Source organism: Streptococcus caballi DSM 19004 (assembly GCF_000379985.1).
Taxonomy (GTDB): Bacteria; Bacillota; Bacilli; order Lactobacillales; family Streptococcaceae; genus Streptococcus; species Streptococcus caballi.
Genome location: NZ_KB904102.1, coordinates 1 through 6,447, shown reverse-complemented (window position 1 = coordinate 6,447; position 6,447 = coordinate 1). Strand labels below are relative to the sequence as shown.

At 39.4% G+C, this 6,447-nt stretch carries 5 protein-coding genes and 1 pseudogene; 2 read left to right on the top strand and 4 right to left on the bottom strand.

What is annotated here, in order from left to right; translation table 11 throughout:
* Positions 1-193 precede the first annotated feature (193 nt).
* Both rpsU and udk read right to left on the bottom strand, forming a co-directional pair.
* Positions 194-370, bottom strand: a complete 177-nt coding sequence (gene rpsU, locus A3GS_RS0108875) for a 30S ribosomal protein S21 (RefSeq protein WP_000048058.1) — start codon at positions 368-370, stop codon at positions 194-196.
* Between the two features lie 141 nt (positions 371-511).
* Positions 512-1,141, bottom strand: coding sequence for a uridine kinase (udk, locus tag A3GS_RS0108870; protein ID WP_018365051.1), 630 nt, complete (start codon positions 1,139-1,141; stop codon positions 512-514).
* Between the two features lie 155 nt (positions 1,142-1,296).
* On the opposite strand from udk, the gene A3GS_RS0108865 reads away from it, so the two are divergent.
* A complete protein-coding gene (locus A3GS_RS0108865) occupies positions 1,297-2,379 on the top strand; it encodes a DEAD/DEAH box helicase (RefSeq protein ID WP_018365050.1) in 1,083 nt (360 codons plus the stop codon).
* Between the two features lie 527 nt (positions 2,380-2,906).
* Here A3GS_RS0108865 and A3GS_RS0108855 read toward each other — a convergent pair.
* Together A3GS_RS0108855 and A3GS_RS0108850 are read right to left on the bottom strand one after the other, a co-directional pair.
* Positions 2,907-4,100 (bottom strand): polysaccharide deacetylase family protein, encoded by a 1,194-nt coding sequence (locus A3GS_RS0108855; RefSeq protein WP_018365048.1) that lies wholly within the window; start codon positions 4,098-4,100, stop codon positions 2,907-2,909.
* 171 nt (positions 4,101-4,271) lie between these two features.
* Positions 4,272-5,912 carry a phosphoenolpyruvate carboxykinase (ATP) gene (locus tag A3GS_RS0108850; RefSeq protein WP_018365047.1) on the bottom strand — a complete coding sequence of 547 codons (1,641 nt, stop codon included), beginning with the start codon at positions 5,910-5,912 and terminating at the stop codon, positions 4,272-4,274.
* Between the two features lie 338 nt (positions 5,913-6,250).
* On the opposite strand from A3GS_RS0108850, the pseudogene A3GS_RS0108845 reads away from it, so the two are divergent.
* Positions 6,251-6,447: pseudogene (locus A3GS_RS0108845) on the top strand (IS4 family transposase); the annotation flags it as partial.

The following is a 6,447-nucleotide window of genomic DNA, read 5'->3' as shown; positions in this document are numbered from 1 at the left end:
AATCATCAACGTTTTCAAGAACGCAACAACGGCCTTGCCCCTCTTGAAATGAGGAACAAGGCCGTCGCCTAATCTTTTATTATTTCATTGTCCACTTGACAGGGAGCTGTTCAGTTTTTATCCTAGTTTTTTGATGCCTTTTCACAGAAATAAAAAAGAACTTGAATCATCAAGTTCTCTGTATTTCTAAAAATTAGAATTTTTTACGTTTGCGAGCTGCTTCTGATTTACGTTTACGTTTTACAGAAGGTTTTTCGTAGAATTCACGTTTACGTGATTCTTGAAGAGTACCAGCTTTAGTCACAGAACGTTTGAAACGACGAAGTGCATCATCAAGTGATTCATTCTTACGTACTACTGTTTTTGACATGTGTTTCACCTCCTCAAGATATTGTAACATTTATACGTTCCTTATCAGGATACCCTTTTTTTATTTCTCTGTCAAGTTATTTATAGCCAAGTTAATAAATAATCTTACAAAAATTTGCAATAGTATCTACAACTAACAGACCTAGCTAGATTCTTCTAAGATGCTAGCTACTTTTGTGTTAATCAAGTCAATAGCCACTACATTAGTCACACCTTCAGGAATGATAACATCAGCGTAGCGCTTTGTTGGCTCAATAAACTGATGATACATAGGTTTTACAACGCTGGTGTACTGCTCAATGATACTATCCAAGCTACGTCCACGCTCTTCCATATCGCGCTTGATACGACGAATAATACGAATGTCATCGTCCGTATCCACGAAAATTTTAATATCCATCAGATCGCGCAGACGTTTGTCCTCCAAGACCAAAATGCCTTCCACAATGAAAACATCCTGCGGTTCTTGACGGTAAGTCTTACTGCTACGGGTATGTTGAGTGTAATCATAGATAGGAATATCTGCAGGACGCCCTGCAATCAGCTCATTGATATGCTCAATCATCAAATCTGTATCAAAGGCTAGCGGATGGTCATAGTTGGTTGATACACGTTCTTCAAAAGTAAGATGGCTCTGATCCTTATAGTAAGAATCGTGTTCGATCATTGAGATATTTTCATCTGGAAAATTGGATAAAATAGCCCGTGAAACACTGGTTTTACCACCACCAGATCCACCAGTAACACCGATAATAATTGGTTTTTTGCGCATAATAAATTAGATAGAGTCTCTCAAAAGCAGCTCTGCTTCTATCAGTCAGACTTCTTTTATGCCTCCTATTTTTAATCTGTAAACTATCGTTCTATCTATTTTATCAAATTTCATGCTATAATAAAAGGACGATTACAATATAGCAAAGGAAAACTATGATTTCAACATTTCCAGAAGCTTGGCAAAAGAAAATGACCGAGCTTCACTTCACTCAACTGACAGATATCCAAGAAAAGGCTTTTAATCCGATTCAGCAAGGAGATAACCTACTGGGTATTAGTCCAACTGGCACTGGTAAGACTTTGGCTTATCTGCTACCTAGTCTGCTTAAGCTGACGCCTAAAAAAGCTCAGCAGCTGCTCATCTTATCACCCAATACCGAATTAGCCGGCCAAATTTTCGAAGTCACTAAAGAATGGGCTGAGCCAATCGGCTTGACCGCACAGCTCTTTTTATCAGGCTCCAGTCAAAAACGTCAAATCGAACGCTTGAAAAAAGGTCCTGAAATCCTTATCGGGACACCTGGTCGTATTTTTGAACTGATCAAACTTAAGAAAATAAAGATGATGAATGTCAATAGCATCATTTTAGACGAATTTGACGAGCTGCTGCGCGATTCTCAGTATCACTTTGTAGAAAACATCATCAACCGTGTTCCCCGTGACCATCAGATGATTTACATGAGTGCGACGGACAAAGTTGATGATAATCTTTTAGCTAAAAATACGCTGCGTATTGACCTATCTGACCAAAAATTAAATAGTATCAAGCACTATTACATCAGTGTAGACAAGCGTGATCGACTAGAACTGCTGCGCAAACTATCTAATATTCCCAATTTCCGTGGCTTAGTCTTTTTTAATAGTCTTTCTGACCTTGGAGCAAGCGAGGAACGTCTTCAATATAACAATGTCTCTGCTGTCTCCCTGGCTAGCGATGTCAATGTTAAATTTCGCAAGGTCATCTTGGAAAAGTTCAAAAATCATGAGGTCGCTCTGCTATTGGCCACCGACCTAGTGGCTCGCGGTATTGACATTGACAACCTAGAGTATGTCATCAACTTTGAAGTAACGCGGGACAAAGAAACTTATACCCACCGTTCTGGACGAACTGGGCGAATGGGCAAGACTGGCGCTGTTATCACCTTTGTCAGCCACAAAGAGGACTTGAAAAAACTGAAAAAATTCGCAGCCGTATCAGAACTCTACCTGCACAAACAAGCCCTGCATCAAAAATGAAACAACTTGCAACTTGTCAATAGACATATCACAAGTAAATAGCTTTAAAAAGTATCAAAGAGAGCTGTTCTGTGTTTGAACAGTTCTTTTTTTGGCAAAAATGCTTGTCTATACTAGCAACAATCAAACTTCTCTAGATCATCCTTCAAAAAAATAATCTATTGCCAATACCATTCAGACAATCAATAAGTAAGAAAAGTCATCCATTCTTGTCCCCAAACACCTTTTCGACCTACAATGAGCACTTCAGACCTTTATACTAGCCAATGCTAGGTGGAGAATTAGACACTTTTATGCTTCAATCTAACGGAATTGGACAGGATAAAACTTTTGAAACTCCGTTTTCGCAAGTATTGTATTTGTTTAAGGCTCTTGACACTCTGACGTTTCGGATAATAGAGAAGGCATATCACCTTTTAGTATAAAACTCATTTGTCTACATATTAAAAAAACTGGAGCTTTGTACTGATCCCAAAAGTTAGATTTTTTCTGTCTAACTTTTGGGATACAGTTCATTTCCAGTTCTTTTAATAGCCATAAAGTTCACTAACTGTAACAAATTGGTAGCCTTGACTAACTAAGTAGTCCATCACTGTTGGCAGAGCAGCCACCGTTGTTTGATGGATATCATGCATAAGAATGATAGCACCCGCTTGGGTTTGACTTTGCACATTGGCCAAGATAGCCTGAGTATCATGATTTTTCCAATCCAAGGTATCTACTGACCAGAGAACTTGAGGTACTCCGACTATGGATTTGACAGTCTCATTGGTAGCACCATACGGCGGACGAACTATCTTCGGATTGCTTCCTATTACATCGGAAACGGCTTGGTTGGTTGAGTCAATTTGCCATTTTATCTGGTCAGCCGATAAAGTTGATAAACTTGGATGGTCCCATGAATGGTTACCAATCTCGCAACCAGCCTCGGTCATACGTTTCAAGATAGCTTCGTTTCCTGCTACTTTCGACCCTAAGACAAAAAAAGTTGCCTTCGCCTTATATTTAGCTAGAATGTCCAAAACTTTTGGTGTAGTCGCTGAATTAGGTCCATCATCAAAGGTCAGAGCGACTACTTTCCCAGTCGCAGGATTCTTGGCTTCAGATTCTTTCTTAGCCTTATATCCCTTATAAGCCACCAAATCACTTTCTGTAAGATAATCAGAATTAACGATCTCAAAAAGATCCGAAATTGGAATCTCCACTTTTTCCTTATCAAGCAGTAGTTTACTTTGCTTGTAGGTAAAATCCTGTAAATCCGCGCTAATAGGGCCGATATTCTTGTCTGGAAACAACTTTTTAACTTGTTCATCTAAATAAGTCATTTGTTCATTTAGCAATTTCCCCAGACTAAAGCGATTCTTGTCTTTATCAAAATAAGCCTGACCAATAATCTTGTCTGACAACTTATCATAAGACAGCAGCTTTTTCCGATAAAGGACGCGATGGACCAAAAACTGCTGAACATCCTTCAAGTTGCCTCTTTTTGATTCCAAACGAACCAGTGCCACCTCACCTTTCCTCAAGGGTGCCTTGGCAACAGCTTCCTGATTAGACGAAGTCATAAACTGATAAAGCGGACTATCCTCACCAACTGGCAAAAGATAGCTCGTCTGGTCACCTTTATGATAATTAATGGTTTTAACAGGTATAGCTTGATTAGCTTTCTTTGTTTCTCTTTGCAAAATCTTTTGTTGACTCTGGATAAGTTGCCAATCCATCCACCTTAAGCCAGTATAGCCCAAAGCACAGCCTAGTATTGCTAATACTCCCAAAACACAAATGAATGATATTAATCTTTTCTGCACTGTTTCACATCCAGTATTTTATTTTCCATTATATCATAAAGAGAGCAATATGATGACCTTATTAAAATAGTTGAGTTGGGTACTTCAGGAAAGCTGCGCAATGACTTCTTCTAGGCGGGCAATAGCTTCCGCTGGTAATTTCGTTTTAGAATTTTTTTGATTAAAGCCCTTAAGATATTGGAGGCGAATCTTCATTCTTTGACGAATTATTTTAACATAAGCCTTATCAAATTCTGGTATTTTATAACCATCAACAGACAGATATTCGAATCCTTTAACAGGTCCGAACGACTGAAAATTAGCTCTTCCATCTACCAACTGCTCAATGACATCAAGAGAAACTTCCTTAGGAATTTCCTGTCCCAGATAAGAACCTGTGTTTATGATATAACACTCAACACCTGACTCAAACAAGTGCTGGAATTTAACAAAATCTTCAACTAGAGGATAAACCCTAAAAGGATTAGCATACGGCTCGATGATAAGGGTATTCAAACTGTCAGTGGTATTTTCTGCTGTCGAACGTGTGGTAATCAGGGTGCAACCCATGGTCGAAGCCATAATAGGGTCAGTAATATGGACAAGCGGTGGCAGAGAATCATCCTTCATAATCCAAAAGAGGGATTGAATAGGCGTATCAACACGATCTACTCGATTGGGTGTTGAAAAGCGCGACTTAACCGTTCGACCATTCCCGTTTCGAATGTCTTCAGTAACCAACCTCAGGTGCCCCTCCTCGTCCAGGGCAGCTCCGCAATTTTGCACCGTCACAAAATACTTTTGCTCCCTATGTCCAGCAGGGTAATCATTGGTTTTATCAAAGTAAGCTGGTTCCAAGGCAATAGTCGAGCCATCCTTTTCGGAAATAACGAAAGCATCGTCATGCAAAACATTGATTGGATACTTGCCATGATGTTTGGCGTGTGTCAAAGTTGACTTTCCAGAACCCGACAAGCCAAAGAAAGAAGCGACATAAGGGTCCTGATTCTTTCTCCCAAAAACTTTCAAACCTCCATGACAGGCAACAAAATGATTGCGATTGGCTGTTCCCCAAGCCAGAGTCAAGGTTGCCTTCTTCAGTTCGCCAAAATAATGCAGTCCCAAAATAGCAGCGCAGTTGTGATTGGTATCAAAATAAACCAAACCATCTGGATAGTCAGGATGAGACCAATCAGGATCAGAAAAAATATAAATATCCGTTTCTTCATAACACTTAGACTGTTTCAAACGCGCACGGTAGGTGTCATTTAGCATTTGGAAGTTGTTTAGCCAAGAATATAAATTGTTAATGTCGTCATGTGGTACCATCAGGTGAGCCCTCAGCATGAAACGCTCATCCAGCCCAACGATAGACTCAGCACAGTAAAAGAGGCGCTTTCTCGCTTGGAAAATAGCTTCGCGAACAATCTGAAGTAGCTTAGCATCTTCCAGACTATTACGCCCAAAGATGCGACGTGCCTTGGCAGTACGACCTACAACCCCACCTGAATTTTCCAATAGAATTTTAGCATCCCTAGGAAGTCCCAAATCTTCCGCATGGGCCACTGGCGTATCCAAGACAATTGTGTTTGGTGCCTGGGCAGCTAATTTGTAAGCTTCTGCCAGTCCCTTGATTGAAATCACATGATTTTCATAAAAAGCCGTTTCGATGGTTGTTTTCAATGCTGAGAAATAAGGACTATTCCTGCGCATAGAATCTTCTGAAAAATGACGACGAGTAACCATAAATTTACCTCCTGAATTATTCTTATACACTTTGGAAATCAAAACTAGGCATCACCGACTTCACATCACACTCTTAAGAAACACCATATTTTAAATAAGAAACTAACTGCAATCTTATTTACTTTAGTTAATATTATCAGCTTAAATGGACAGTCATCAATTGCTTGTTTGGTTTTCTTTATGTGTTGTGTATTATTATAGCATAAATATGCAAGCGCTGCCATTTTTAGACAAAAGAAAACCTGACACATGGCCCAATGTCATTAAGTTAGCTAACCTATCACGTTTTGTGGTAGGTTAGTTTTTTATGTTACACTAAAAATAAAAGGGGAAAAATCATGCTAGACCAGATTAAAGCTCATTTACTTGATAGTATTAACGACATCGTTTCCACCGCAAACCAGTTTGTGTTTTATCCTGAAAAAGATTTTAGTCGGAAAAGTCAGCTAACGATGGAAACCATGATTCAAGCTATACTGACCATGGGAGGTAATACCTTAGCCAAAGAGCTACTTGATTTAGATTTGCCTGTCAC